The organism is Amycolatopsis sp. BJA-103, assembly GCF_002849735.1.
GTDB lineage: Bacteria > Actinomycetota > Actinomycetes > Mycobacteriales > Pseudonocardiaceae > Amycolatopsis.
Genome location: NZ_CP017780.1, coordinates 6282986 through 6308834 on the forward strand (window position 1 = coordinate 6282986; position 25849 = coordinate 6308834).

Genomic DNA, 25849 nt, shown 5'->3' on the forward strand with positions numbered 1-25849 from the left:
TCCACTTGAAGCGCGTAACCATGCTCGCCGCCGTCACCACGGCCGCCGTCCTGGCGCTGTCCGCCTGCGGTGGCGAGAAGCAGTCCGGCGCGACTGCTCCCGTTCCTTCCGAAGCGAAGAGCTCGCTTTCGTCGCCGCTCGGCGACCCGATCCAGCTCGCGGCGCTGACCCGCGAGAGCACCAAGAAGGCCAAGTCGTCGAAGATGACGATGGAGGCCGTCGCGGGCACCGAGAAGAACACGGCGTCCGGCCAGGGGCTGTACGACGGCGAGAACAGCAAGCTCTCGATGATCATGGACGCCGACGGCAAGAAGCTCGACATGCTGTTCATCGACAACGCGCTGTTCTTCAAGCTCGACGCGGAAGACAAGGCCGAGCTGAAGACCGACAAGGCGTACGCGAAGATCGCGGCCGACGGCCAGGACCCGATCTCGCAGCTGCTCGGAAAGATGATGTCGAAGGCCGTCAAGGACAGCGACCCGTCCCGCATCCTCGAGCAGGTCTCGAAGGCGGGCAAGATCACGAAGTCGGACCAGGTCGAGCTGAACGGCGAGCAGACCAACCACTACGTCATCGAGATCGAGGCCGAGAAGGCCATCGCCCTCATCATGGGCGACATCGGCATCCCGCTGCCCGCAGAGGCGTTGAAGCAGCTCGACGCGAAGCTCAAGGGCAAGAACGTCACCATTCCCACCGAGCTGTGGCTCAACGCCGACCAGCTGCCGGTGCAGGTCGTCTCGGACCAGACCGCGTTCGTGAAGGCCATGGGCGCCCCCGGCGACGGCGTCGCCAAGACCACGGTCAAGTACACCGACTGGGGTGTCCCGGTGAACATCACCGCGCCGCCCGCCGACCAGGTCGGCGACATGGCGGAGATCATGAAGAAGGCCGGCCAGTAAGCATGCGCCCGACTTTCAAGCTCGTCGCGGCGGCCGCGGCCCTGACCCTCGTGGTCACGGGCTGCGGCACCCGCCCGAGCGCGCCGGCCGAGAACAAGGGTGGCGAGCTCGCGCTGGCCACCCCGTTCACCGACGCGCTCGGCCTCGTCGAGGCCGCGAAGCAGGGGACGCGGAAGACCAAGTCGTCCAAGGCGACCATCGACTCCGCACGCGGAGACTCCAAGATCACGGGCACTTTGCTGGCCTACTACGACGGTCCCGCCTCGAAGATCGAGGCGAACCTGACCATCGACGGCGAACCCGGCATCCTGCGCCTGGTCGACCAGACCCTGTTCGTCAAACTCCCCCCGTCCGAGAAGGCACAGCTCAAGACGGACAAGAACTGGGGGAAGATCGATCTGAACAGCGAGGACCCCCAGACGAAGGCCATGGGGAAGGCGCTGCAGAAGTCGTTCGAGATGGGCGACCCGGCGAAGCTGCTGGAGATGGTCGAAAAGACCGGCCGCGTCCTCAAGTCGGAGCAGACCCAGCTCGACGGTGTCCCGGTGAACCACTACTTCGTCGAATTCGACGCCAAGAAGCAGTTCGACCTGTTCTTCGGTGACGACATCCCCGCCGACCAGCGGGCGAAGGTCGAGGAACGGCTCGCGGGCAAGGATCTGCGGATCCCGTCCGAACTGTGGCTCAACGCCGAACAGCTTCCGCTGAAGATGACCATGGACATGACCTCGCTGATGAAGTCGGTGGGAGGTCGCGAGACCGGCGAGATCAAGTCGACGTACACCTACAGCGACTGGGGAACGCCGGTGAACGTCGTTCCGCCTCCGGCCGCCGAGGTGGGCGACTACGCCGAAATGGCGAAGCAGGGAATCTAGGTCCCGCTCGCGCGCGAAGGCCCCCTTCCCTCGGTTCAGCCGCGGGAAGGGGGCCTTCACGCGCTCCCCGACAATCGGACGGTGGAAATTCACGCGCCAGGCACTACGGTGGTGGTACAGACCATTCACCCGAGGGAGTCCTATGCGTGCCACCGGATTCGCCGCCGTCTGTACCGCTCTCCTGCTGCTGGGAGGCTGTTCCGGCGAAGAGAAACCGGCGGCGCCACCGGTCAAGGACGCGGCGCAGCTGGCTTCGGCCGCCGCCGAGGGCACGCAGAAGGCCCGCTCGTCGAAGATCGCGCTGGAGACCACCGCCGAGGACGGCCGCAAGGTCGTGGTGACCAGTTCCGGGCTCTACGAGGGCCCGAACAGCAAGTTCTCCATGGTCGCCGAGGTCGCGGGCGAGAAACGGGACCTGATCTTCGCCGACGGCGTCCTCTACTACCACCTGTCCGACGCGCAGGTCCGGGAGCTCAAGACCGACAAGGAATGGGTCAAGATCACCGCCGACGGCAAGGACGCGCTGTCCGCGGCCAACGGCGAGCTGATGACGAACGTCGTCGAGACGCTGGATCCGACGCGCACGATCGACCGGATCTCGAAGTCCGGCAAGATCACCAAGTCCGAGCAGGCCGACCTGAACGGCACGGCCACCACGCACTACGTCCTCGACCTTGGCGGTTCCCCCGCCGAGGTGTGGGTGGACGCCGAGCAGCGTCCGGTGCAGGTCAACCTCGGCAAGACCACGGTCAAGTACGACAGCTGGGCGTCCGACGTGGTGATCATCGCGCCGCCGCCCGAGGCGATCGGCGACAGCCGCTGAGCCGTTCCCCCGTTCGGGGCGAGGTCCCCGGCTGTGTTTCGCTTGAGTGCCCGACTTTGAAAGCAGGTCCTCATGCGGAGAACGGCCCTGCCCGCCGTCGTCCTCGTCCTCGGTGCGCTGCTCGGTGCGTGTGACGGCGAAACCGTCTCGTTCACCGACGCCCGCGCGCTCGCCGACGGTGCCACCGCCGCCATCGACGGCAAGGCCGCGAAGTTCGCCACCGACGTCACCGCGGGCACGATGCGCTCGAAGAGCCAGGGGCAGGCCCGGGTCGCCGCGCTGGCCATGACCACGGACTTCCTCGGCGAACCGCTCGAACTCCGGCTGATCGACAAGACCGTCTTCGCCAAGGTCCCCGAGAGCGCCCGCGAGGACGTTCCCGGCGGGAAGCCCTGGGTCAAGGTCTCTAAGGACGGCACAGTCGGCGCCGACCCATTCTCCCAGGTCCTCGGCGGAAACATCGACCAGCTGGCGAAGCAGAACGATCCCGGCCGCGCGCTCGATCAGGCGCGGCAGGCCGGCACGCTCACCGAGTCCGGGCGTACCGAACTCGACGGTGTGTCCACCGAGCACTACCGGCTGGACATCGACATGGCCGCGCTGGGCGGTGATCTGCCCGCCGGGCTGTCGGCCGAGGCTCTCGGGGAACTGAACGGCAAGCTCGGGAAGATCCCGATGGAGATCTGGCTCGACGACGCGCGTCAGCCGGTGCAGGTCGTGCTCGACCTCGCCCCCGTCCTCGCCGCTTCGGGTGTCCCGGACGCCGCGATGGCCCGGATCGTCACGCGCTACAGCGAGTGGGGCACGCAGGCGGACATCCAGGCGCCGCCGCCGGAGGAGATCGGCGAAATCCCGGCGGGCTGACCCTGTCACGTTCCTCGCGCCCGTCTCGTCCAGAGGGGGAAGGCGAACAGGAGGACGGACATGCGCGTGATGGTGATCGGGGCGACCGGGGTGCTGGGGCGGCCGCTGGTGCGGCGCCTGCTGGCCGAAGGCCACGAGGTGAGCGGGCTCGCCCGCGGTGAAGGCCGCGTCGCGGCCGTGAGCGCGACCGGCGCGAAGCCGGTGACGGGTTCGCTGTTCGACGTCGATTCCCTGGCCGGGGCGCTGCGCGGGCACGACGCGGTGGTGAATGTCGCGACCCGGATCCCGGGCGGGCGGAGCGCGATGACGTCGGCGGGCTGGGCGGAGAACGACCGGCTGCGGACCGACGGCACCCGGACGCTCGCGGCCGCCGCGCGCCGGGTCGGCGAACTGGGAATCGTGGTGCAGGAAGGGATTTCGTTCGTCTACGCCGACGGCGGCGACGGCGAACTGGACGAGGACGCGCCTCTCGCGCCCACGGGGCACATCGCGTCTTCGACGGTGGCGCACGCGAACATCGCGGAACTGGCGGACGAGGGACGCACCGCGATCAGGCTGCGGATCGGGCTGCTCGTCTCGGACGACCCGATGACCACCATGATGCTGACGGCCGCGCGGCGCGGTTCACCGCTGATCATCGGCCGCCGGACCGACTGGACCGCGGCGATCCACCCGGACGACGCGGCGGCGGGCGCGATCGCGGCGCTGCGGGCACCGGGCGGCGTCTACAACCTGGCAGCGGATCCGGTGCGGAAGCGGGAACTCGGCGAGGCGATGGCGGCCGCGGCCGGGGTCCGCCGGGCCCGCGCGCTGCCGAAGTGGCTGGCGAACCGGGTGGGTCCGATGGCGGTGCTGGCGCGTTCGCAGCGTGTCGTCTCGACGCGGCTCACCGAGGCGACCGGCTGGCGTCCCGAACGCCCGGTCCCCGGCCCGTCCTGGTTCTGACCACCCCGCGTTCAGTCCTCTGGTTGTGGTAGTTGCACGCGCAAGGACCGCAACCAGAGGACGAAACGCGTGGGTTACAGGAGTTCCAGCAGGAAAGGGAGTTCTTGGGGCGCGTACCAGGCGAGTTCGTGGTCTTCGGCGTCGCCGAGGGTGAACTCCGCGTCCGGGTCGCCTAGGTCGGCCTGGTCGATCACGGCGGCGGCGGCCTGCACGGACTCGGCCGCCTCGGCCGCGTCGACGTGGATCGCGGCGACGTCGGCGAGCTTCACCGGCCCGGCCAGCCGGACGACGGCGGCGTCGAGATCCGGGCGCAGGGTGACCTCGTCGAGGTCTGCCGAGATCACCACCCGCCGCGGCTCGGGCTTCTCCTCGGCCGCGATCAGCCGGAGCGACGCCCTGGCGGCGTCGAGCAGCGCGGCGTACTCGAGTTCTTCGTCGGATCCGCTGGCGTAGGACTCCCGCAACGCCGGGGTCAGCGCGAACCCCGTGCCGCTCCGCGCCCGGAACTCACCGGCGGTTTCGAGATCGCGCAGCATCGCGATCGTCCCGGGTAGATAGACCCTCACCAGTGCGCACCCTTCAGCTCTTCCAACGATTCCTCGATCATCCCGGCGAGCAGGTCCACATCGGACACGGCCTTGCGGTCGCCGTTCAGTCCGAAGTAGACACCGCCGTGATACGAGGTGACCCCGATCGCCAGCGCCTGATTGCGCACCAGCGGCATGACCGGGAACATCTCCACCATCTTCGCCTGTCCCGCGTAGAGCGGCACCTGCGGGCCCGGCGAATTCGTGATCAGCACATTGAAAATGCGCCCCGACATCGACCCGGCGGCCCGCGCGCCCAGCGAATGCAGGGTCGCCGGCGCGAAGCCGCCGACCGTCAGCAGCCCGCGCGCGGCGACCGAGCGGCCCGAATCGAGGTGATCCGCCATCGCGTGGCCGATGTGCTGCAACCGCAGGACCGCGTTCGGCTCACCGACCGGGAGATCGACGAGATAGGCGTCGACCTGGTTCCCGACCAGCGCGGGCGTCGAAAACTCCGCCGTCTCGGCGTCGCGGACGGCCATCGGCACCAGCGCGCGCACGGTGGTCGTCGCGGTCAGGTTCGAGCCGCGGGAGAGCAGCCATTCCCGCAGCGCGCCGGAGATCGCCGCCAGCACGACGTCGTTCACCGTGCCGCCGTGCGCGGCGCGGACCTTGCGGAAGTCTTCCAGCCGCGTGCGGACCACGGCGAACATGCGGCCGCCGGAGGTGCGGACGTTGAGCGGCCCGGACGGCGCCGGATTCACCATGGTCTTCAACGCCGACGCGACATCCCCGACCGTTTCGGTGACCTTGCCCGCCATCGCGGTGGCGTCGTGGGCGATGGAGCGGACGTTCTCCACCAGTTCCGTCGGCCGCTGCACCGTCTCGGCGACCGCGTCGAGGATCAGCTGGGTGCGGCTCGGTTCCCGGCGCGGATGCCAGTTGTCGTCGAACGGTTCCGGCTCCTGCGGGGTGGCGTCGAGGATCAGCTGCCCGAGCTCGATCGTGCCGATCCCGTCCACAACGGACTGATGCGTCTTGGTCACCAGCGCGACGCGGTCCCCCGCGAGCCCCTCGACGAAGTACGCCTCCCAGAGCGGCCTTCCCGGATCGAGCCGCCGCGACATCAGCCGCGCCACGAGATCGAACAGCTGGCCGTCGGAACCCGGCTGCGGCAGTGCGGACCGGCGGACGTGGTAGTTGAGGTCGAAGTCGACGTCGTCGACCCACACCGGGCGGGCGAGATGACCCGGTACCTCCAGCACCCGCTGCCGGTAGCGCGGCAGGAACGCCAGGCGCTGCCCGATCAGGTCGAGCAGCTGCTCGTAGGTGAAGCCGTCGCGCGGTCGTTCGAAGATCGCCACGCCGCCGACGTGCATCGGGGTCGAGTGGTCTTCCACGTACAGGAACGAGGCGTCCAGCGCGGAGAGGCGGTCGGGCATGAGCCGATCCTTACATAGTGGGACACTCGCCGGTGTGGGTGATGACTCGGTGATCTCGCCGAAGGACCGGTTCCTGACGGTGTACGGCCGGAAACCGGTGCTCGAGGCATTGGACGACGCGGCGCTCGAGGTGGACAAGGTGATTCTCGCCGACACCGTGCGGGGACAGAACGCCGCCGAGATCGAGCGCGCCGCCAAGGCCGCCGGGGTGCCGGTGCAGCGGGCGAGCGCGCACCGCGTGAAGGTGCTGGCCGGGAACGGCAAGCAGGACCAGGGCGTCCTGGCCGACGTCGTCGCGCCGCGCATGCGGTCGCTGCACGCGGCGCTGTCCGGCGGCAGGCCGCCGTCACGGGTGCTGCTGCTCGACGGGATCACCACTCCGGCGAACGTCGGGATGATCCTGCGCACGGCGACCGCCGCCGGGCTGGAGGGTGTCGTGGTGCCGCGGCGCGGGGTCGCCGCCCTCGATCCGATGGTGGTCAAGGCCTCGGCCGGGGTCGCGTTCCGCGCGCCGGTGCTGCGGTGCGGCAGCGCGCGCGAGGCGGCCGAGATGCTCACCGAAGCCGGGTACGGCATCTACGCGCTGGGCGCTTCGGCCCGCTCCTCGGTGTTCGACGTCGAACTGCCGCAGCGCGCGGCGTTCGTGCTGGGCGGGGAGACGAACGGCGTGGGCGCCGAGGTCGGCGAGCTGGTGACGGAGTGGGTTTCGATCCCGATGCCCGGCGAAGTCGAATCGCTCAACGTCTCGGCGGCCGCCGCGGTGCTCTCGTTCGAGCTGGTGCGCCGCGCCAAGGCGTCGGGAACAAGGCGCTGAGCTCGGTCAACGTCTCCTCGACCGACGTGTGGTGCACACCCGCCATCCCGGCCGCCACCGCGGCTCGGACGTTGTGGGCGGCGTCGTCGACGAACACGCACCTTTCGGCGGGCAGGTCGAGCAGCCCCGCGGTGAGCAGGTAGACCTCGCGCTCGGGTTTGGCCACGCCGACCTCGCCGGAGAAGACGAGCGCGTCGAAGAACGGGTCCAGCGTCCGTTTGGCCTCGTCCGACGCGCCGGGGGCGTTCGAGAGCAAGGCCGTTTTGATGCCGCGCTCCCTGGCGGACCGCAGGAAGGCGTACAGCTCGTCCGCACCGGCGTCCGTGAGCACTCCGACGTAGTCGATGACCAGCCCTTTCAGCACCGGCCCACCGTACACAAGCGATCACCGCCCGGTTCATCCTCTCGGGCGGTTCGTGTCGCACCTCGGTCCACCGCCGGTCCCTTAGTTGCTGGGCGCGGCCGAGGGGGCCGCGGAGGGGGACGATCACATGACTTCGTACGTACTGAGACGACTGAAACCGTATGAACCGCCCTGCCGTCCCGACGGCCGTCCGGAGCGGCGGCTGCACCGGGTACCGCAGCCGGACAACCAGCTCACGCTGGACCTGCCGCTGTCCGGCGAACGGTTCGAGGAAACGCCGCCGCCGGGGCAGGGACCCGACACGCTGGACGGGCGCCAGGTGGGCAGGCTGCTGACCACCATCCTGGAAGCCTGCGACGGGCGCCGTCCGGCGGTCCAGGTACGGCCGATCCTCGACCCGGCGCTCCACAGCGCGCTGCTCGACCGCGGCCGTCGCCGTCCGCCGGGCGGCTACCGGCCGAAGTCGATCCATCTGTGCCACCCGGCGGACGGCGTCATCGAGGCCTGCGCGACCGTCGAACAGAACGAGCGCTTCCTCGCCTTGGCCGCGCGCTTCGAGCGGACACCGGCAGGCTGGGTGTGCACCCGCTTCCACCTGTTGAAGCCCCCGCGACGTGTTTCCGCGCTACGGCTCGCCGCATGACGAAGGGGCCTTCGCCGCGTCTGTCTCGTGCGGCGAAGGCCCCCTTCTCGTTCACTGTCTCAGCGGCGCGGGCCCTTCTTGCCCTTCTTCTGGGAGGCGCGCTGCGCGGCACGACGCTCCCGGCGGGTTCCGCTCTGGTCACCGTCGTCGCCGGCACTGTCCGAATGCGACTCGACGCCGCCGTCCTCGGACGGGCCCGACATGGTCAGCCCGGACTGCGAACCGCCCCCGAGACCCTTGCCCCGCAAGGCGGACGGCACGGATTCGGTGTCGGTCGCCGGACCCTGCGGCGGCGTCGGACGGGCGTGCCGTCCGTCGCCGTTGGCGGCCTGGCCGTTCCCGGAGCCGACACCGGCGGGCAGCGCGGACGCGGACTCCGGCGACGGGGCGGCGGGCTCGGCCTGCTCGACCTGGAGGTTGAACAGGAAGCCGACGGCCTCCTCCTTCAACGACTCCAGCATCGCGCGGAACATGTCATAGCCCTCGCGCTGGTACTCGATGACCGGGTCGCGCTGGGCCAGGGCCCGCATGCCGATGCCCTCCTTGAGATAGTCCATCTCGTAGAGGTGCTCACGCCACTTGCGGTCGAGCACGGTGAGCATGACCTGACGCTCCAGGCTGCGCATCGCGCCTTCGCCGACCTTGCCGTCGATCTCGACCTCGCGCTCGTCGTACGCGCGGTGGGCGTCTTCGAGCAGCGCCTCGCGCAGCCTTTCGGCGTCGAGGTCGTCATCCGCGGTGAGGTCGTCCCAGGTGACCTTGACCGGGTACAGCGTCTTGAGCGCCGTCCACAGCTTCTCGTGGTCCCAGTCCTCGGAGTAGCCCGAGGAGGTCTCCTCGGTGACGTACGCGTTGATGACGTCGACCAGCATGTGCTCGATCTGCTCGCGAAGATCTTCGCCCTCGAGGACGCGCAGGCGCTCGGCGTAGATCACCTTGCGCTGCTCGTTCATCACCTCGTCGTACTTGAGGACGTTCTTGCGGATCTCCATGTTCTGCTGCTCGACCTGCGTCTGCGCGCTCTTGATCGCCTTGGAGACCATCTTGTGCTCGATCGGCACGTCGTCCGGCAGCCGCATGGTGGTCATGACCCGCTCGACCATCGTCGCGTTGAAGCGGCGCATGAGCTCGTCACCGAGCGACAGGTAGAACCGGGACTCGCCCGGGTCGCCCTGACGGCCGGAACGACCGCGGAGCTGGTTGTCGATCCGGCGGGACTCGTGCCGCTCGGTGCCGAGCACGTACAGCCCGCCCGCCTCGCGGACCTCGTCGGCCTCGGCCTTGGTCTCCGCCTGGATGTCTTCGAGCACCTTCGGCCACGCGGCCTCGTACTCCTCGGAGTGCTCCACCGGGTCGAGGCCGCGCTCGCGCAGCACCTCGTCGGCGATCAGGTCCGGGTTGCCGCCGAGCACGATGTCGGTACCGCGGCCCGCCATGTTGGTGGCGACCGTGACCGCGCCCTTGCGCCCCGCGCGGGCGACGATCAGCGCCTCCCGGTCGTGGTGCTTGGCGTTGAGGACCTCGTGCGGGACACCCAGCTTGAGCAGCAGCTTCGACAGGTGCTCGGACTTCTCGACACTCGTGGTGCCGACCAGCACCGGCTGACCGTTCTCGTGCCGCTCGGCGATGTCCTCGGCGACGGCCTCGAACTTGGCCTGCTCGGTCTTGTAGATGAGGTCGGCCTGGTCGGCGCGGACCATCGGCTTGTTGGTCGGGATCGGCACCACACCCAGCTTGTAGGTCTGGTGGAACTCGGCCGCCTCGGTCTCGGCGGTACCGGTCATGCCCGCCAGCTTGTCGTACAGCCGGAAGTAGTTCTGCAGCGTGATCGTGGCGAGAGTCTGGTTCTCGGCCTTGATCTCGACGCCTTCCTTGGCCTCGATCGCCTGGTGCATGCCCTCGTTGTAGCGGCGGCCGTGCAGGATGCGGCCGGTGAACTCGTCGACGATGAGGACTTCGCCGTCACGGACGATGTAGTCCTTGTCGCGCTTGTAGAGCTCCTTGACCTTCAGCGCGTTGTTCAGGTAGCCGACCAGCGGCGTGTTCGCGGCCTCGTAGAGGTTGTCGATGCCGAGCTGGTCCTCGACGAACGCGACGCCCTTCTCGCTGACACCGACGGTGCGCTTGCGGATGTCCACTTCGTAGTGGATGTCCACCTTCATCAGCGGGGTCAGCCGCGCGAACTCGACGTACCAGCGCGAGGACTGGTCGGCCGGGCCGGAGATGATCAGCGGCGTCCGGGCCTCGTCGATGAGGATGGAGTCCACCTCGTCGACGATCGCGAAGTTGTGGCCGCGCTGCACGCAGTCCTCGAGGCTCCACGCCATGTTGTCGCGGAGGTAGTCGAAGCCGAACTCGTTGTTCGTGCCGTGCGTGATGTCGGCGGCGTACTGCTGGCGGCGGACCTCGGGGGCCTGGTCGGCCAGGATGATGCCGACCTCGAGGCCGAGGAAGCGGTGGATGCGGCCCATCCACTCGGCGTCACGTTTGGCGAGGTAGTCGTTCACCGTGATGACGTGCACGCCCTTGCCGGACAGCGCGTTCAGATAGGCGGGGAGCACCTGGGTCAGGGTCTTGCCCTCACCGGTCTTCATTTCGGAGACCTGGCCGAGGTGCAGCGCGGCGCCGCCCATCACCTGGACGTCGTAGGGCCGCTGGCCGAGCACACGCCAGGCCGCCTCCCTCGCCACCGCGAACGCCTCCGGCAGGAGGTCGTCGAGTGACTCGCCGTCCGCGTTCCGCTTACGGAACTCGTCGGTCTTGGCCCGCAGAGCGGTGTCCGAAAGTTCCTTGACGTCGTCTTCGAGAGTGTTGATGTGATCGGCGATGTTGCGCAGCCGCTTCACCATCTTGCCCTCGCCCGCGCGGAGCAGGCGGTTCAGCACCATCCGGTCGACCTCACTAGCTGATTGTGATCGCACCCGAGCCGATCCCGGGCAGTCTCGTATGCGGCGGCGCCGGGTTTCGCACCGCCGTCCGACCCCCATCGTAGGGAACACCTCGGTGTTCGCGCACGCACCGTCGGTCGGTACCTGACGAGACCGGGGCGGGCCCCGCCGGATCCGGACGAGACGGCGGCCCGCACGCCGAACGCGTGCGGGCCGCCGTCGTAGGCGTTTATGGTGTCGGAGGGCCGGCTAACTCAGCCGGATGACGCCGTAGTCGAAGCCTCGCCTCCGGTAGACGACGCTCGGGCACCCGGCGTCGGAGTCGTTGAACAGGTAGAAGTCGTGACCGACCAGTTCCATCTCGTAGAGAGCCTGGTCGACCGTCATCGGAACCGCGTCATGCTTCTTCTCGCGGACGACGCGACCGGGCTGGTGTTCGGTCACCCCGTCATCCCAGCGCTGCTGCTGGGGCATCTCGAAGTCGTCACCGCTCTCGACAGCGAAACCGTTGGCCATGGGTTCGGCCTCGGGCGCTTCGAGTACAGCGGTACCCGCGAGATGTCGGGTGTCGGTGGTCATGCCACCGGCGGCCGCCATCGAAGTCGCCTCGGCGACGGATTCCGGGCGGCTGCGGCCATAGTGCACGCGCCGGCGGTCGTGTGTCTTCCGCAACCGGTTCTCGAGCTTGTTCAGTGCGGAATCCAGCGCTGCGTAGAAGTCGCCCGCACACGCTTCGGCGCGTACGGCGGGGCCCCTGCCCTTCCCGGTGATTTCGACGCGCTGGCAGTTCTTCGACTGCCGGCGATTGGGCTCATGGAAGAGCTCCACGTCGTATCGGATGACCTTCTTGTCGTAGCGCTCTAGCCGGGCCAGCTTTTCGCTGACGAGTGCCCGATAGTGGTCGGGCACCTCCACGTTGCGGCCCTTAACGACGATGTCCATACACGACCTCCCTCGCTGAAATGACTGCGAGCTGTAGATGTGTTCACTAGGGCGCCGGTAAAGCGGGGACGAAGCCCGGATCGCGGGCGATGAGAGAACTCGGCATGCGGCCACGACGTCTCGTGTCGGATGTCCGAGCGCGGACTCAGCGCGGCTCCGGCGCCAGGGACATGGGCTGGTCACCTCCCTGCCTGCCGGGATTGCTGATAGCGCTGCACGTTAGCTGCAACACGCCCCGAGCAACAGCCCCCGAGCCGGGGGATATCAGGACGTGAGACCCCGTCACCGCACGCGACGAAGGGACCGTGCCCAGCGGGACAATCCGGCCTGTCGGGCGTCGTCCCGGTGATTTGTTTTCACGCGGACGGCGCAAGCCTCCGGACAGGAAAAAGCCGAGGGTGACGCCACCAAGGGAATCCGCCGCCACCCCGGTGGAGTGGCGAGCCGTTGGAGTGTTCCCCGGAAGCTGCCTCATATCCCGTCAACGTCCTTGTACCCATTCCCGTTCCCGATCATTCATCACTCTTGTAGGTGACCCCGTGATCACCCGGCGGCGGCCAGCGCGACCACCGCGGAAACGTGAATTCCGCTTATGTCCAATAGGCGCGCACAAGCGGCGGCCGTCGCTCCGGTTGTGATCACGTCGTCAAGCAGAATGACCTCCGACGGGTGAACACCTCGGACGAGGCGGATGCGGCCGTCGAGGTTCACCGCCCGCTCGGCACGGGTGAGCCGCGCGGCGTCTCGAACCCCGGCCCCGAGTTCGAGCACCGGCGCGACCGTCGCCGGTTTTCCCTTGCTTGACAGCACTTTTACGCACTCCTCGGCCATCCGCCGGACGTGCGGGCCGCCTCGGACCCGCGAGGCGTGCCGTCTCGACGGGACCGGGACGAGGCAGCGTTCCGGCTCCGGCCCTGGCAGGTGGACCAGGGCTTCGGCGAGGGCCCGGCCCAAGGACGGGGCGAGATCGCGGCGGCCGCGTTCCTTGTAGGCGAGGATCAGGCGGCGGGCCTCGTCGGCGTAGCGGGCCAAGGCGTAGACGGGCACGAGACCGGCCGTCGGGGCGCGGGTGATCTCGCTGAGCGAACCCCAAGCGGTCTGACAGGTGGCGCAGCAAGGGGCGCCGGGGGCGCCGCAGGACGCGCAGCGGGCGGGGATGAGGAGATCCAGGAGTTTGGACATGGCGTCGAGGGTGGCGGCGGGGACCGACAGTTCCTGGGGCCGATGTGTCGCGAGAGGTCCCTTTTGGACGCTTTCCGTCCTAAGGGGACCTGTCATGAGGGCAATCGAGGAGAAGGCCGCGGGGTTGGGACTCTCGGGCGGGTAGGCAGTCGAAGAGAAGGTCCGAAGGTCCGTGAAGGCCTCCTTCCCTACCTTGAGCGTAGGGAAGGAGGCCTTCACGGACCTTCAGACCAGGATCGGTCGATTAGCGTCGCTAGGAAAGCTAGCGATACTAAAGGTCCCTTGCTCCCCCTCCGGAGAGGGCAAGGGCGCGCGGAGTACGACCAAAGGTGCCGGCCCGTGGCGGGTCTCGTGAGTGGTAAGGACGGTTAGAACCGTCCTTACCACTCACGAGACCTGACCAGGATGCTCAGCCCGGGTAGAACGGGTCCGCGTCGGTCACCGTGTGCGCCTGCGGCCGCCAGACCTCGCCCAGTTCGGACGCGACCCACAGCCCGCCCGCGTCCGCGACCAGGTTCTGCCTGCTCGGCGCCGCGGTGACGCCGTGGACCGGCGGGGTCAGGTTCGAGCTGTTGAAGGCGTCCATCCGCTGCCCGTCCAGCGGCACCTTGACCACCGGCAGCGTGCTCGACGACGTCGCGGCGATCAGGTGGTCCTGGGTCGCCCAGTCGACGTCGACGACGTCCTTGAGGTCGCGTTCCTGCAGCTTCCGCGGCGAGCGCAGCGCCACCGAGTCCGCCGTCCGCACGATCGAGGCGACCACCAGCTGCCCGTTGACCACGGCGGCCAGCCGGGATCCGTCACGCGAAAGGCGCAGTTCGGTGATCTGGCCGAGCCCGGTGAGCTGGGTCGCGTCGACGCCGGCCTTCACCCAGCGGCCGTCCGCGGCCAGGGTGACCCTGGCGACGGTGTTGTGGTCGACGACCGTCCAGACCTCGCCGGAAGCCCCGCCGCCCCGCGCGACCGGCCGCCAGGTGGGGCGGCTCAGGCTGCCGCCGAACAGATCCACCGAAGCGAGATCCCGGTCCAGTTCGCCGACCCGGAGCCATTGCCTGCCGTCGCGCTCTTCGACCACCGCGAGCCGTTTCCCGTCGACGGATTGCGCGGCGCTGACGACCTTGTACCCGCCGTTGCCCGCCGGGCCGCCGACCGGTGCCCCGTCGCCGAGCGACCGGACCCGCCCGTTCACGGTCATCAGCCCCTTCAGCTCCGAGTTGGGGGCGATCTCCGTGTTGTAGGGCAGCAGTTCGCTGGCCCGCCAGTATTCGTTGCCCGGCACCAGCGCGCTGCCGTCGGCGAGCAGCCGGATCCGGCTCAGCGTCACCGTCTGCAGGGAGAGGACGATCTGCGCGGCGATCAGGTTCCGGTCCGCGAGGCTGGCCCCGCCGATCCCGGTCAGGTTGATGTCCAGTGTCCCGTCGTCCGTGCTGCGCACGTTGGTCTCGGTGGCGACCTGGTCACCGAGCAGGTCCTGGACAGCGCCCTTCAGCCCTTCCGACGGGCCTTGCAGCACCAGGTCCATCACCCGGCCCGGCAGCCCGGCCTGCGGTTTCGCCGCGACGTACCGGAGATCGGGGACGAAGGTGCCGGAGTCGGCCGAGTAGAAGCTGATCGGCACCCGGAAGTAGTTGGTCGCGAAATCCTTGTCGGTGACGGCGAGCTCCTGCGGCGGGTCCACGATCCGCCACTGGCCGTTCTGCTGCTTCCGCAGCTTGAACTGCTGCGAGTACTCGGTCTTGAGCGGGATGAACGCGCTGTCGGGGCTCAGGTTGCCGAGTTTGAACCCGCGGACGTTCACCACCTGCTCGTCCGGGTCCCCCGTCGGCGACGACGTGTCGTAAACGGTGCCGAAGGTGTTGTCGATGATCGTCAGCCCCGGCGACGGCTTCCAGTTGCGCCGGGCTTCGTCGTCCAGGTAGACCCGCGCGTCGGCGTTCGCCGTGCCCGGCGTCGCGGAGTTGCGGATGAACTGGCGGGTGACGGTCAGCGAGTCGATCCCGGCCGCGGGCTCGGGGACGTCCACCGGCGCCTGTCCGGGTTTGTCCCCGGGAACGACGACGGGCTGGGATTCGAGCGGGATGTTCGCGCAGCCGGCGACCAGCAGGAACACCGCGAGCAGGGTCAACAGCCGCTTCATCGGCCGACCTCCTCGGGTTCGGCGAGGATCGCGTCGGGTGCCGGGCGGACTTCGAGCAGTCCGGAGGACAAACCGTGCGGATCGGTCGGTTTGTGATCGGGCGGCGGCAGGACCAGCGGACTCTCCCCCATCGGCGTGTCCTGCTGGCGCGGCAGCACGAGCCGGAAACAGGCGCCGTGACCGGTCTCGCCCCACGCGTCGAGCACACCGCCGTGCAGCCGGGCGTCTTCCTGGCTGATCGCCAGGCCGAGGCCGGTGCCGCCGGTGCGGCGGTTGCGGGACGGGTCGGCCCGCCAGAACCGGTTGAACACCAGTTCCGCTTCGCCGGGCCGGAGCCCGACGCCGCGGTCGCGCACGGTGATGGCGACCGCGGTCTCGTTGACCGCCAGTGTCAGCACCACCGGGTTCCCTTCGCTGTGGTCGACCGCGTTGGCCAGCAGGTTGCGCAGGATCCGCTCGACGCGGCGCGCGTCGACCTCGGCGGCCGCCTCCTCGTCCGGAAGGATCAGCTCGACCGAACTGCCCGCGTTGCCCGCGATCACCCTGACCTGTTCGACGGCCCTGGTCGCGATCGGCCGGACGTCGATCAGTTCGGCCGAGAGCTCCTCGACACCCGCGTCGAGCCTGCTGATCTCCAGCAGGTCGCCGAGCAGTGCCTCGAAGCGGTCGAGCTCGTCGACCAGCAGTTCGGTGGAGCGGGCGAGCCCGGCCGGGAACTGCTCGCGCGACGCGTGCAGCACGTCGGCGGCCATCCGGACGGTGGTCAGCGGGGTGCGCAGTTCGTGCGAGACGTCGGAGGTGAACCGGCGCTGCAGCCCGCCGAAGTCCTCCAGCTGGCGGATCTGCCGCTGGATGCTCGCGGCCATCTCGTTGTAGGACACGGCGAGTTTGGCCAGATCGTCCTCGCCGAGCACGGCGAGCCGTTGATCGAGGTCACCGCCCGCGAATCCTTCGGCCGCCGCGGCGGCCTGCCGGACCGGCCGGACCACCTGCCTGGTGACCAGGTTCGTGATCCCGGCCAGCAGGAGCAGCAGGACGAGACCGCCGACGAGCAGCGTGTTCTGCACGGTCGAGACGGTGTTCTGCTCGCTGGTGAGCGGGTACAGCAGGTAGAGCTGGAGCGGGTTGATCATCGTGGTCACCGGGGCGCCGAGGATCAGATACGTCGTCTTGCCGCCGTCCGGTTCGGTGACCGTGTGCATCAGGTAGCTGACCTGCTCGGTCTCCACGAACTGGCGCAGCCGGACGGGCACCCGGTCGTAGGGACCCGCGGAAGCCGGCGTGTTCGACTGGTCGCGGCCGCCCGCGACCAGCACCGGTTCGAAGGTGCCCGCGGCCGATCCGGCGCCGTCCTGCGACGTCGTCGTGCTGGAGATCTTCTTCAGCGCGTTCTTCAGCCGCGCCGTCATCGCTTCGGGCGACTCGGTGCCGACACCGACCAGCTCGCTGGCCGCGGTCTCGACGACCGCCCTGGTCTGCGCGATCGCCGCGTTCTGCTTGGTCTCGAGCAGCCTGTCGGTGATCTGGTTCTGCAGCACCATGCCCAGCACGAACACCACGGCCGACGACAGCGCCAGCGTGGACACCGTGACCCGGAACTGCAGCGAATGCCGCCACAGGTCGTTGAACAGGACGACCTTGCGGCGCACGAAAACCACGATGCGCCGGAGGTGGCGCATCGTGGTTTGGGCAAGCCTCGGCAAGCGTCCGCTCATGGGGTCGTCACGGCGGGCCGGCCTTGTACCCGACGCCGCGAACGGTCAACACCACCTCGGGGTGTTCCGGGTCCTTCTCGACCTTCGAGCGCAGACGCTGGACGTGCACGTTCACCAGGCGGGTGTCGGCGGCGTGGCGATAACCCCACACCTGCTCGAGGAGCACCTCGCGGGTGAACACCTGACGGGGCTTCCTGGCCAGCGCGACCAGGAGGTCGAACTCGAGCGGGGTCAGCGGGATGGCCTTGCCCTCCCGCGTCACCTCGTGGCCGGGGACGTCGATCGCGAGGTCGCCGATCGTCAGCGACTCGGCGGGCTCGGCCTCGGTGCGGCGCATCCGGGCGCGGACGCGGGCCACGAGCTCCTTCGGCTTGAAGGGCTTGACCACGTAGTCGTCGGCGCCCGACTCGAGCCCGAGGACGATGTCCACGGTGTCGCTCTTGGCGGTGAGCATGACGATCGGCACACCGGACTCGGCCCGGATCGCCTTGCAGACGTCGATGCCGTTCATCCCGGGCAGCATGAGGTCGAGGAGGACCAAGTCCGGTTTCAGCTCACGAAGCGCGGGCAGCGCCCGTGAGCCGTCGGCCACGACGGCTGTGTCGAACCCCTCCCCACGCAGCACGATGGTGAGCATCTCCGCGAGAGCAGGGTCGTCGTCGACGACCAGAACGCGTGCCTTCATAAACCTATGTTCGCACTAGTTTCCCCGCGCGAGCGCGCGACCCGGCGATGTGACCACCAGAAAGATCATCGAATCGGGCAAATTGCTCCATCCGAGTAGGGTCTTCTGCCCCTAGAGGGCCCGCCGGAGCTTGGTGAACGGGCGCGCGGAGTCGATCGCGAAGACGCCGGTCAGAGCTTCGCCGCGGTGATAGGTCGCGACAAAACGCTTCGAAGCGACGTCTCCTTCGGCGATCCGCACGTCTTCCGTGGCCACTCCGGCGAATTGGAGCCGCCGTCCGTACTGATCGGACCAAAAGTAACCGTGTCGTGCGAAATGCGTGACGGTCGAGCCGGCGAGCAGGTTCGCGACCGCGACGCCCGCCTGCTCGCAGGCGGCGGTCCAGTGTTCGGCGCGGACCCGCCCGCCGCGCAGCAGGCAGTGGTACCGCGCGACGTCACCCACCGCGATCACTCGGGGATTCGCTGTGACACAGCCGGAATCGACCAGCACCCCGTCGTCGACGGCGAGCCCGGAGCCGGTGAGCCATTCGGTGACCGGTCGCGCCCCCACTCCGGCGACGACGAGATCGGCGGGGATCTCCCGGCCGTCGGCGAGCCGCACGCCGGTGACGCGATCGGTCCCGGCGAATCCGGCGACGGGAACGCCCGCGATCAGGCGGACGTCGCTCGCCGCGTGCAATCCGGCGCACACCGTGCCCATTTCCGGGCCGACGACCGACGCGAGCGGAACGGGCGTCGCCTCGATCACGGTGACGTCGTGCCCGAGCAGGCGGCAGGCGGACGCGACCTCCGCGCCGATGAAGCCCGCGCCGATGACGACCACCGGACCCGGCCCCGCCGCGAGTTCCCGTTTGAGCGACACGGCGTCATCGAGCGTCCGCAGCGTGTGAACGCCTTTCAGACACCTGGCCGCACCAAGGGTTCTGGCGACAGCGCCGGTCGCGATGACGTAACCGTCCGCGACGATCGTGGTGCCGTCTTCGAGCGTCACTCCGTCGCGACCGAGTTTCTCGGCACGGACACCGAGACGCCATTCCGCGTCGAGATCGTCTTGCCCGGCGAGCGCGAGGTCGTCGGCGGAAACCTTGCCCAGCAAGAAGTTCTTCGACAGTGGTGGCCTGTCGTACGGCGGTTCGGCGCCGATCATCACCAGCCGTCCGTCGAAACCCTGCGCGCGCAACTCCTGCGCCGAACGGAGTCCCGCCAGAGAGGTCCCGACGACGGCGACGGTTCTCAAGCGACGTCCCGCTGAGCGCGGGTGTCCACGTAGATCACCCCGTCGGCGACGACGACCGGGTACGTGCGCACGGCGTTCTTGGCAGGCAGGCAATCCGGGACGCCGGTCCGCAGGTCGAACCGCGCGGCGTGCAGCGGGCATTCGACGAAACAGTCCTCGATCCAGCCGTCGGCGAGCGACGCGTCCTGGTGAGTGCAGGTGTCGTCCAGGGCGTAATAGCCGCCCTCGGCGTGGAAGACCGAGACGGGGACGGGGCCTTCGAGGCGAAGAGCTTCGCCCTCGGGCAGTTCGGAGACGGAGCAGGCACGGATCATCGGGGCCTCCGGGGAAAGGACCGACGGTTTGTTGATGTTGCGTATTACGAGACAGAACGTGCTCTGCGCAACAATCACCCCCGAGGGGCCGGTGAGTCAAGGGATTCGCCCACTCAGCCGAGCGGATCGGGGCGAAACGGCTACTGTTGCGTCATGCGGAACCAGGACGCGGGGAACGCAACGCCCAGTCAGGTGCAGTCCGTCGATCGCGCGATCAGCGTGCTGGAACTGCTGGCGCGCAACGGGGAAACCGGGATCACCGAGATCGCGGGCGAACTCGGCGTGCACAAGTCGACCGCCTCCCGCCTGCTGAGCGTCCTGGAGAACCGCGGCCTCGTCGAGCAGCTCGGCGAACGCGGCAAATACGCGATCGGCTTCGGCGTCGTCCGGCTGGCAGGCGCGGCCACCGGCCGGATGGACCTGGCGAAACTGGGCAGGCAGACCTGCCAGGGCCTGGCGGAGACGCTCGGCGAGACGGTCAACATCGCGATCGCCGACGACGGCGTCGCGATCAACGTCAGCCAGGCCCGCGGGTCGGCCGCGATCAGCACGCAGAACTGGACCGGTCAGCGCACTCCCCTGCACGCGACCTCCAGCGGGAAGGTGCTGCTCGCGCACCTGGGGGACGTCGAGCGCAAACGTTTGCTCCGGCGGAAACTCGAACGGTTCACGCCGCGGACCACGGTCGATCCCGACGAGCTGACCGCGGAACTGGAGCGGGTCGCCGAGGACGGGTACGCGGCCTGTTTCGAGGAACTGGAGCTGGGGATGCACGCGGTCGCGGTGCCGGTGCTCGGCCCCGGCGGCGACGTCGTCGCGGCGATGAGCGCTTCCGGCCCGTCGTACCGGCTCTCGAAGCAGCGGGTGCGGCAGATCGTGCGGCCACTGGCGGAGGCTTCGGCGGATCTTTCGGCACAGCTGGGGTACTTCGCCGAGTGAGGTGACCGGCCCTTTCACGCCCTTCACCCGTGCAATGAAAGTCCCCTTCATTGCAAATTTTGTTCATTGCAAATTTTGCAATGAAGGGGACTTTCATAGCACGCGCGAGTTGAAGAGGGCGACCGCTTCGGGCTCTTGACAGCGCGGCGGCACGTGCCGCACTTTGTTGCTGAAGACGGAACAACGTGCCTCATCCGCAACAGCGCCTGTCACCCCGATGCCCGCGTGTCCTTTGTGGACTCACCGGGCAGGCAGGAGGTTCCCTCACCATGGCCCTCAGACCCCGTGTGGTCGTGATCGGCGCCGGCATCGTCGGCTGCGCGATCGCCGACGAACTGACCGAACGCGGCTGGACCGACCTCACCGTGCTGGAACAGGGCGACCTGTTCACCACCGGTGGGTCCAGTTCGCACGCGCCCGGCCTGGTCTTCCAGACCAACGCCTGCCGCACGATGACCGGATTCGCCCAGTACACCGTCGGCAAGTACGGCGCGCTCGACCTCGACGGGCAGCCGTGTTTCCGGCCGGTCGGCGGGCTGGAGGTGGCCACGACGCCGGAGCGGCTCGCCGATCTCAAGCGGCGGCACGGCTGGGCGACCGCGTCGGGCATCGAGAGCAGGCTGATCGACCCGGCCGAATGCGCCGCGCTGCATTCGCTGCTCGATCCGGCCAGGGTGCTCGGCGGGTTCCACATCCCCTCCGACGGGCTGGCCACCCCACTGCCCGCGGCCGAGGCGCAGGCCCGCCGCGCGATCGGGCGTGGCGCGAAGTTCCTCGCGCGCCAGAAGGTCGTCGGCGTCGAAAGCGCGGGCGGGCGGGTCACCGGCGTCACCACCGAGACCGGGAGCTTCCGCGCGGACATCGTGCTCTCGTGCGCCGGCATGTGGGGCCCGGTGGTCGGTGAACTGGTGGGCCTCACGATCCCGCTGGTCCCGATGGCTCACCAGTACGCCCGCACCAGTCCCCTGCCGGGGCTCACCGGCACGACCCGGCCGATCCTGCGGCATCAGGACGCCGACCTCTACTTCCGTGAACACGGCGACCGGATCGGCATCGGCGCGTACGGGCACCGGCCGATGCCGTTGCCCGCCAACGAGATCGGCGCCGGTGAGGGCATGCCTTCCGAACTCGCATTCACCCCGGCGGACTTCGAGGAGTCCTGGGCCGCCGCCGTCGGCCTGCTGCCGTCGCTGAGCGAGACCAAGGTCGAAGAGGGCATCAACGGCCTGTTCTCCTTCACCCCGGACGGGATGCCGCTGCTGGGCGAGCACCCGGACCTCGACGGATTCTGGGTGGCCGAAGCCGTCTGGATCACGCATTCGGCCGGTGTCGCGCGGGCGATGGCGCAGTGGCTGGTCGACGGGCAGGCCGAAGCAGATCTGCACGGTTGCGACCTCGCCCGGTTCGAGCGAGTCCAGCTGGCCCCGGACCACGTCATGGCGCGCAGTTGCCAGAGCTTCGCCGAGGTGTACGACATCGTCCATCCCTTACAGCCCATGGAAGAACCGCGGCCGCTGCGGACGAGCCCGTTCTACGAGCGGCAAGCCGGACTCGGCGCGTTCTTCCTCGAAGCGGGCGGCTGGGAGCGGCCGCATTGGTACGAGGCGAACGCGGACCTCCCCGAGGTGGAGAGCATCCCGGCGCGCAACGACTGGGCCGCGCGGTACTGGTCCCCGATCGGCGGCGCCGAAGCGCTGGTCGCGCGGCGGCGGGTCGCGATGTTCGACATGACGCCGCTGAAACGCGTCGAGGTCACCGGCCCGGGCGCGTTGCCGTTCCTGCAGACGATGACCACGAACCAGCTCGACAAGAAACCCGGCTCGGTCACCTACACGCTGCTGCTCGGCGAGGACGGCGGCGTGCGCAGCGACCTGACGGTGGCGAGACTCGGCACCGAGCGGTTCCAGGTGGGCGTCAACGGCAACATCGACCTCGACTGGCTGCGACGGCATCTGCCCGGCGACGGCGCCGCGCAGATCCACGAGACCACCCCGGGGACCTGCTGCATCGGCCTGTGGGGGCCGCTCGCCAGGGCGGTGCTGCAACCACTGTCCACAACGGACTTCTCACACCGGGCGATGGGCTACTTCAAGACGAAACAGGCGTACGTCGGCCTGGTGCCGGTGACCGCGATGCGACTGTCCTATGTGGGCGAACTCGGCTGGGAGCTGTACACCAGCGCCGATCTCGGCCGCGAACTGTGGGACACGCTCTCCGACGCCGGGCGGCGGCACGGGATCATCGCCGCCGGACGCGACGCGTTCTCCAGCATGCGGCTGGAGAAGGGGTACCGCCTGTGGGGCACGGACGTCACCGCCGAGCACGACCCGTACGAGGCGGGCCTCGGGTTCGCCGTCCGGATGGACAAGGGCTACTTCATCGGACGGGACGCGCTGGCGGGCCGCTCGGAGGAGACGGTCACCAGGAAACTGACCTGTCTCACCGTCGACGACCCGTATTCCGTCGTCCTCGGCAAGGAGCCGGTGTACGCCGACGGCCGTCCGGCCGGGTACGTCACCAGCGCCGCGTACGGCTACACCGTCGGCAAGAACATCGCGTACGCCTGGCTTCCCGCCGGACTGTCCGTACCGGGCAGACCGCTCGAGATCGAGTACTTCGGCGAGCGGATCCCCGCCGTCGTGGCCGGTGAACCGCTGTTCGACGCCGGGATGAGCCGGATCAGGAGCGCCGCATGAGTCCTTACGACGTCATCGTCATCGGCCTCGGCGGGATGGGCAGCGCGGCCGCGTACCGGCTCGCCCGGCGGGGGCAGCGGGTGCTGGGCATCGACCAGTTCGCGCCGGTGCACAACCTCGGGTCCAGCCACGGTGGCTCGCGGGTCACGCGGCAGGCGTACTTCGAGGATCCCGCGTACGTCCCGCTGCTGTTGCGGGCGCACGAACTGTGGGACGGGATCGAACGCGACTCCGGCCGGAAGATCTTCACCCGCTGCGGCGGGATCATGCTCGGCGGGCCTGACTCGCGGACGGTGTCGGGAAGCCTGGCCAGCGCACGGAAATGGGAGCTGCCGCACGAGATCCTGGACGCGCCCGAGATCCGGCGCCGGTTCCCGACGATGCGCCCGGCCGACCACGAGATCGCGCTGTACGAGGAGAACGCCGGTTTCGTGGTGCCGGAAGGCAGTGTGGCGGCACATCTCCAGCTCGCCGCGCGGGCCGGGGCGGATCTGCACCACGAGGAGAAGGTCCTTTCGTGGCACCAGACCTCCACCGGCGTCCGGGTCGGGACGGCGCAGAACTTCTACACGGCGGACCAGCTGGTGATCTGCCCCGGTGCCTGGGCTCCGCGGCTGCTCACCGAACTCGGCGTCGAGTTCACCGTCGAACGCCAGGTCCAGTACTGGTTCGCGCCGTCGGGCGGGGCGGAGCCGTTCCGTGCGGAACGGCATCCGATCTATGTCTGGGAAGGCGAGAACGGTCGCCAGTTCTACGGTTTCCCCTCGCACGACGACACCGGGAGCGTGAAGGTCGCGTTCTTCCGCGGCGGCGAGACCTGCACGCCGGAGACCATCGACCGGACGGTGCACGCCGAAGAGATCGACACGATCTCGGAGTTCGTCGGCCGGAAGCTGCCGTCGCTGCCCGGCGGGTTCCTGCGCGCGGCGACCTGTATGTACACGAACACCCCCGACGAGCACTTCGTCATCGCGCGCCATCCCACCCGCGATCGCGTCGTGGTCGCCTGCGGGTTCTCCGGGCACGGCTTCAAATTCGTCCCGGTGGTCGGCGAGGTGCTCGCCGACCTGGTGGTGGACGGCACCACCGCGCATCCGATCGCCCTGTTCGACCCCGCCCGGCTGACCGGGGTGGCCCGATGACCCGCGCCGAACCACTGATCCCGACCCTGGGCGGCCGGTACTACACCGATCCCGGGATCTTCGCGGCGGAGCAGGAAAAGATCTTCGAACTCGGATGGTTCTGCGCGGTGCGGGCGGCGGACCTGCCGTCTCCCGGGGACTTCCGGACCGTCCAGGTCGGCCGGGAGAGCGTGATCGTCACCCGGGCGCGTGACGGCGGGCTGCGCGCGTTCCTCAACGTCTGCCGCCATCGTGGCGCCCGGCTGTGCACCGAGGAGAAGGGCACGGTGAGACGCGCGTTCCAGTGCGCGTACCACGCCTGGACCTACGGACTCGACGGGAAGCTGATCGCGGCGCCGAACCTGGCGAGCCTCCCGGACATCTCCCGCGCCGAGTACGGGCTGCACACCGTGCACCTGCGGGAATGGCTGGGCTACGCGTGGGTCTGCCTCGCCGCGGACCCGCCGTCGTTCGAGGCCGACGTCGAAGGCGCGGTGCGGGACAGGCTCGGCGAGCTGGAAGCGATCGAGCGGTACGGCCTCGACGGGCTCTCGGTCGGGCGGCGGATCACCTACGACGTCAAGGCGAACTGGAAACTGATCGTCGAGAACTTCATGGAGTGCTACCACTGCGCGACGATCCATCCCGAACTGACCGAGGTGCTGCCGGAGTTCACCGGCGGGTACGCGGCGCAGTACTACGTCGGGCACGGCGCGGAGTTCGGCGAGGACGTCGACGGGTTCACCATCGACGGCGGTTCGGGCTTCGGGCGGCTGGACGGTGTCGCGAGCGAACAGGACAGGCGGTACTACGCGATCACCATCCGGCCGCAGGTGTTCGTGAACCTGGTGCCGGACCACGTGATCTTCCACCGGATGTACCCGCTCGCGCCGGACCGGACGGTCGTCGAATGCGATTGGCTCTATTCGCCGGAGGTCGTGGCGTCGGGCCGGGACGTGTCACGGTCGGTGGAGCTGTTCCACCGCGTCAACGAGCAGGACTTCGACGCGTGCGAACGCTGCCAGCCCGCGATGGCGTCCCGTGCCTACCGCGGCGGCGGGGTGCTGATGCCGTCCGAACACCACATCGGCGAGTTCCACGACTGGCTGCTCTCGCGACTAGAGGACTAATCGCGGAGCAGGCCGGTGGCCAGCGCGGGGGTGTCCACACCGGCGACGCCGTCGAGAACGTGCCAGGGCGCGAGCCAGCCCGTCGCGGCGAGTTCGTCGTAGACCACCGAGCATCGCTTCTGGAGCGCGTCGTCGGTCTCGAAGGAATCCCGCGCGCGGTCGGCGTCGCTCTCCGCGCGGCGCTGCGCGCGGTCGGCGGCGACGTCGGCGGTGACCCGCAGCAGCAGATGCGCGACGGGCACCGGAAGGCCGAAACGGTCGATCTCCAGTTCACGGAGCCATCGCACGAACTCGCCGTCCGCGCCCTGGTGGAGCCGGGCGGCGCCGTACGCGGCGTTCGACGCGACGTACCTGTCGAGCAGCACGACGTCGTGATCGCCGAGCCGGTCGCGGATCTCGTCGCCCGCGCCCCGCCGGTCGAGCGCGTAGAGCATCGCCATGCCGTAGACGGAGTCGGCGAGGTCGCCGTGCCCGCGGTGCAGCGCTTCCTTCACCAGGTCGGCGTGCACGCTTTCGCCGTAGCGCGGAAACGCGATGGACGTGACGCTCGCACCGGCCGCGTTCAGCGCACCGGTCAGCGCGTCGGCGAGCGTGCGCTTGCCCGCGCCGTCCAGACCTTCGATCACCACGAGTCGTCCCACACGCACAGAATATGACCAGCACCG

23 protein-coding genes are annotated in these 25849 nt (G+C 69.1%); 11 read left to right on the forward strand and 12 right to left on the reverse strand.

What is annotated here, in order from left to right; genetic code table 11:
- Positions 1–5: 5 nt before the first annotated feature.
- The 5 genes from BKN51_RS27640 (at position 6) to BKN51_RS27660 (ending at position 4406) form a co-directional block, all read left to right on the forward strand.
- Positions 6–899 (forward strand): hypothetical protein, encoded by an 894-nt coding sequence (locus tag BKN51_RS27640; protein ID WP_101610416.1) that lies wholly within the window; start codon positions 6–8, stop codon positions 897–899.
- Positions 900–901: 2 nt separating this feature from the next.
- On the forward strand, positions 902–1774 hold the full coding sequence (locus BKN51_RS27645; RefSeq protein ID WP_101610418.1) for a hypothetical protein: 873 nt from the start codon (positions 902–904) through the stop codon (positions 1772–1774).
- Positions 1775–1916: 142 nt separating this feature from the next.
- Positions 1917–2597 carry a hypothetical protein gene (locus BKN51_RS27650; protein ID WP_101610419.1) on the forward strand — a complete coding sequence of 227 codons (681 nt, stop codon included), beginning with the start codon at positions 1917–1919 and terminating at the stop codon, positions 2595–2597.
- Positions 2598–2669: 72 nt separating this feature from the next.
- Positions 2670–3461: a hypothetical protein gene (locus BKN51_RS27655; RefSeq protein ID WP_101610421.1), complete on the forward strand. Its 792-nt coding sequence runs from the start codon at positions 2670–2672 to the stop codon at positions 3459–3461.
- Positions 3462–3521: 60 nt separating this feature from the next.
- The gene (locus tag BKN51_RS27660; protein WP_101610423.1) at positions 3522–4406 is read left to right on the forward strand and encodes an NAD-dependent epimerase/dehydratase family protein; all 885 of its coding nucleotides are present in this window, start codon (positions 3522–3524) and stop codon (positions 4404–4406) included.
- A 74-nt stretch (positions 4407–4480) separates the two neighbouring features.
- Here BKN51_RS27660 and BKN51_RS27665 read toward each other — a convergent pair whose 3' ends face one another.
- Positions 4481–4972: a DUF6912 family protein gene (locus BKN51_RS27665; RefSeq protein WP_101610425.1), complete on the reverse strand. Its 492-nt coding sequence runs from the start codon at positions 4970–4972 to the stop codon at positions 4481–4483.
- Positions 4969–6375, reverse strand: a complete 1407-nt coding sequence (locus BKN51_RS27670) for a WS/DGAT/MGAT family O-acyltransferase (RefSeq protein WP_101610427.1) — start codon at positions 6373–6375, stop codon at positions 4969–4971. The genes BKN51_RS27665 and BKN51_RS27670 overlap by 4 nt, the downstream gene beginning before the upstream one ends.
- Before the next feature lie 34 nt (positions 6376–6409).
- Here BKN51_RS27670 and BKN51_RS27675 point away from each other — a divergent pair, with 34 nt between their 5' ends.
- A complete protein-coding gene (locus tag BKN51_RS27675; RefSeq protein ID WP_101610428.1) occupies positions 6410–7189 on the forward strand; it encodes a TrmH family RNA methyltransferase in 780 nt (259 codons plus the stop codon).
- Here BKN51_RS27675 and BKN51_RS27680 read toward each other — a convergent pair.
- Positions 7113–7568, reverse strand: coding sequence for an HAD family hydrolase (locus tag BKN51_RS27680; RefSeq protein ID WP_101610430.1), 456 nt, complete (start codon positions 7566–7568; stop codon positions 7113–7115). The two genes, BKN51_RS27675 and BKN51_RS27680, sit on opposite strands and share 77 nt — an antisense overlap.
- Before the next feature lie 112 nt (positions 7569–7680).
- Between BKN51_RS27680 and BKN51_RS27685 the strand changes: the two genes are divergently transcribed.
- Complete coding sequence (locus BKN51_RS27685; protein ID WP_101610432.1) at positions 7681–8196, forward strand: Rv3235 family protein; 516 nt, start codon at positions 7681–7683, stop codon at positions 8194–8196.
- Positions 8197–8255: 59 nt separating this feature from the next.
- Here BKN51_RS27685 and secA read toward each other — a convergent pair whose 3' ends face one another.
- From secA to BKN51_RS27725, 8 genes are all read right to left on the reverse strand, one after another.
- Positions 8256–11084, reverse strand: a complete 2829-nt coding sequence (secA, locus tag BKN51_RS27690; protein ID WP_101610433.1) for a preprotein translocase subunit SecA — start codon at positions 11082–11084, stop codon at positions 8256–8258.
- Between the two features lie 249 nt (positions 11085–11333).
- Entirely contained in the window at positions 11334–12026 is a 693-nt protein-coding gene (hpf, locus tag BKN51_RS27695) for a ribosome hibernation-promoting factor, HPF/YfiA family (RefSeq protein WP_101610435.1), read from the reverse strand.
- Positions 12027–12569: 543 nt separating this feature from the next.
- The gene (locus tag BKN51_RS27700) at positions 12570–13208 is read right to left on the reverse strand and encodes a ComF family protein (RefSeq protein ID WP_101613492.1); all 639 of its coding nucleotides are present in this window, start codon (positions 13206–13208) and stop codon (positions 12570–12572) included.
- Between the two features lie 409 nt (positions 13209–13617).
- Positions 13618–15345, reverse strand: a complete 1728-nt coding sequence (locus BKN51_RS27705) for an LpqB family beta-propeller domain-containing protein (RefSeq protein ID WP_101610437.1) — start codon at positions 15343–15345, stop codon at positions 13618–13620.
- Entirely contained in the window at positions 15342–17024 is a 1683-nt protein-coding gene (mtrB, locus tag BKN51_RS27710; protein ID WP_174720459.1) for an MtrAB system histidine kinase MtrB, read from the reverse strand. Before mtrB ends, BKN51_RS27705 begins: the two co-directional genes overlap by 4 nt.
- Positions 17025–17067: 43 nt before the next feature.
- Positions 17068–17745: an MtrAB system response regulator MtrA gene (gene mtrA, locus BKN51_RS27715; protein ID WP_005150760.1), complete on the reverse strand. Its 678-nt coding sequence runs from the start codon at positions 17743–17745 to the stop codon at positions 17068–17070.
- Between the two features lie 111 nt (positions 17746–17856).
- Positions 17857–18984 (reverse strand): NAD(P)/FAD-dependent oxidoreductase, encoded by a 1128-nt coding sequence (locus tag BKN51_RS27720; RefSeq protein WP_101610439.1) that lies wholly within the window; start codon positions 18982–18984, stop codon positions 17857–17859.
- Positions 18981–19298, reverse strand: coding sequence for a bifunctional 3-phenylpropionate/cinnamic acid dioxygenase ferredoxin subunit (locus tag BKN51_RS27725; protein ID WP_101610440.1), 318 nt, complete (start codon positions 19296–19298; stop codon positions 18981–18983). Before BKN51_RS27725 ends, BKN51_RS27720 begins: the two co-directional genes overlap by 4 nt.
- A 153-nt stretch (positions 19299–19451) precedes the next feature.
- Between BKN51_RS27725 and BKN51_RS27730 the strand changes: the two genes are divergently transcribed.
- The 4 genes from BKN51_RS27730 to BKN51_RS27745 all read left to right on the forward strand — a co-directional run bounded on the left by BKN51_RS27730 (position 19452) and on the right by BKN51_RS27745 (position 25184).
- The gene (locus tag BKN51_RS27730; RefSeq protein ID WP_101610441.1) at positions 19452–20237 is read left to right on the forward strand and encodes an IclR family transcriptional regulator; all 786 of its coding nucleotides are present in this window, start codon (positions 19452–19454) and stop codon (positions 20235–20237) included.
- Positions 20238–20506: 269 nt separating this feature from the next.
- On the forward strand, positions 20507–22933 hold the full coding sequence (locus tag BKN51_RS27735) for a GcvT family protein (protein ID WP_101610442.1): 2427 nt from the start codon (positions 20507–20509) through the stop codon (positions 22931–22933).
- Positions 22930–24075 carry an N-methyl-L-tryptophan oxidase gene (gene solA / locus BKN51_RS27740; protein WP_101610443.1) on the forward strand — a complete coding sequence of 382 codons (1146 nt, stop codon included), beginning with the start codon at positions 22930–22932 and terminating at the stop codon, positions 24073–24075. The genes BKN51_RS27735 and solA overlap by 4 nt, the downstream gene beginning before the upstream one ends.
- Entirely contained in the window at positions 24072–25184 is a 1113-nt protein-coding gene (locus tag BKN51_RS27745) for an aromatic ring-hydroxylating oxygenase subunit alpha (protein WP_101610444.1), read from the forward strand. Before solA ends, BKN51_RS27745 begins: the two co-directional genes overlap by 4 nt.
- Here BKN51_RS27745 and BKN51_RS27750 read toward each other — a convergent pair.
- Positions 25181–25813, reverse strand: a complete 633-nt coding sequence (locus tag BKN51_RS27750) for a dTMP kinase (RefSeq protein WP_174720560.1) — start codon at positions 25811–25813, stop codon at positions 25181–25183. The two genes, BKN51_RS27745 and BKN51_RS27750, sit on opposite strands and share 4 nt — an antisense overlap.
- Positions 25814–25849: the final 36 nt, after the last annotated feature.

Excerpts from the sequence above, each read along its gene's own strand:
- BKN51_RS27645 (WP_101610418.1), top strand. The coding sequence starts at position 902 with ATGCGCCCGACTTTCAAGCTCGTCGCGGCGGCCGCGGCCCTGACCCTC.
- BKN51_RS27650 (WP_101610419.1), top strand. The coding sequence starts at position 1,917 with ATGCGTGCCACCGGATTCGCCGCCGTCTGTACCGCTCTCCTGCTGCTG.
- BKN51_RS27655 (WP_101610421.1), top strand. The coding sequence starts at position 2,670 with ATGCGGAGAACGGCCCTGCCCGCCGTCGTCCTCGTCCTCGGTGCGCTG.
- BKN51_RS27660 (WP_101610423.1), top strand. The coding sequence starts at position 3,522 with ATGCGCGTGATGGTGATCGGGGCGACCGGGGTGCTGGGGCGGCCGCTG.
- BKN51_RS27670 (WP_101610427.1), bottom strand. The coding sequence starts at position 6,375 with ATGCCCGACCGCCTCTCCGCGCTGGACGCCTCGTTCCTGTACGTGGAA.
- BKN51_RS27685 (WP_101610432.1), top strand. The coding sequence starts at position 7,681 with ATGACTTCGTACGTACTGAGACGACTGAAACCGTATGAACCGCCCTGC.
- secA (WP_101610433.1), bottom strand. The coding sequence starts at position 11,084 with ATGGTGCTGAACCGCCTGCTCCGCGCGGGCGAGGGCAAGATGGTGAAG.
- hpf (WP_101610435.1), bottom strand. The coding sequence starts at position 12,026 with ATGGACATCGTCGTTAAGGGCCGCAACGTGGAGGTGCCCGACCACTAT.
- BKN51_RS27700 (WP_101613492.1), bottom strand. The coding sequence starts at position 13,208 with ATGTCCAAACTCCTGGATCTCCTCATCCCCGCCCGCTGCGCGTCCTGC.
- BKN51_RS27705 (WP_101610437.1), bottom strand. The coding sequence starts at position 15,345 with ATGAAGCGGCTGTTGACCCTGCTCGCGGTGTTCCTGCTGGTCGCCGGC.
- mtrB (WP_174720459.1), bottom strand. The coding sequence starts at position 17,024 with ATGCGCCACCTCCGGCGCATCGTGGTTTTCGTGCGCCGCAAGGTCGTC.
- mtrA (WP_005150760.1), bottom strand. The coding sequence starts at position 17,745 with ATGAAGGCACGCGTTCTGGTCGTCGACGACGACCCTGCTCTCGCGGAG.
- BKN51_RS27725 (WP_101610440.1), bottom strand. The coding sequence starts at position 19,298 with ATGATCCGTGCCTGCTCCGTCTCCGAACTGCCCGAGGGCGAAGCTCTT.
- BKN51_RS27730 (WP_101610441.1), top strand. The coding sequence starts at position 19,452 with ATGCGGAACCAGGACGCGGGGAACGCAACGCCCAGTCAGGTGCAGTCC.
- BKN51_RS27735 (WP_101610442.1), top strand. The coding sequence starts at position 20,507 with ATGGCCCTCAGACCCCGTGTGGTCGTGATCGGCGCCGGCATCGTCGGC.
- solA (WP_101610443.1), top strand. The coding sequence starts at position 22,930 with ATGAGTCCTTACGACGTCATCGTCATCGGCCTCGGCGGGATGGGCAGC.
- BKN51_RS27745 (WP_101610444.1), top strand. The coding sequence starts at position 24,072 with ATGACCCGCGCCGAACCACTGATCCCGACCCTGGGCGGCCGGTACTAC.